At 52.3% G+C, this 547-nt stretch carries 1 rRNA gene; it reads left to right on the top strand.

Going from position 1 to position 547, the window contains the following annotated elements:
• Nucleotides 1–522 (top strand): 16S ribosomal RNA (locus CW267_RS29905); the annotation flags it as partial.
• Nucleotides 523–547 lie beyond the last annotated feature (25 nt).

The following is a 547-nucleotide window of genomic DNA, read 5'->3' as shown; positions in this document are numbered from 1 at the left end:
TTGGTGCCTTCGGGAACTGTGAGACAGGTGCTGCATGGCTGTCGTCAGCTCGTGTTGTGAAATGTTGGGTTAAGTCCCGCAACGAGCGCAACCCTTATCCTTTGTTGCCAGCGGTTAGGCCGGGAACTCAAAGGAGACTGCCAGTGATAAACTGGAGGAAGGTGGGGATGACGTCAAGTCATCATGGCCCTTACGACCAGGGCTACACACGTGCTACAATGGCATATACAAAGAGAAGCGACCTCGCGAGAGCAAGCGGACCTCATAAAGTATGTCGTAGTCCGGATTGGAGTCTGCAACTCGACTCCATGAAGTCGGAATCGCTAGTAATCGTAGATCAGAATGCTACGGTGAATACGTTCCCGGGCCTTGTACACACCGCCCGTCACACCATGGGAGTGGGTTGCAAAAGAAGTAGGTAGCTTAACCTTCGGGAGGGCGCTTACCACTTTGTGATTCATGACTGGGGTGAAGTCGTAACAAGGTAACCGTAGGGGAACCTGCGGTTGGATCACCTCCTTACCTTAAAGAACCTGCCTTTGTAGTG

Source organism: Klebsiella sp. X1-16S-Nf21 (genome assembly GCF_002837615.1).
Lineage (GTDB): Bacteria > Pseudomonadota > Gammaproteobacteria > Enterobacterales > Enterobacteriaceae > Klebsiella > Klebsiella variicola.
Note: the sequence above shows the minus strand (reverse complement) of the source record. Positions and strands in the feature narration are given on the sequence as shown.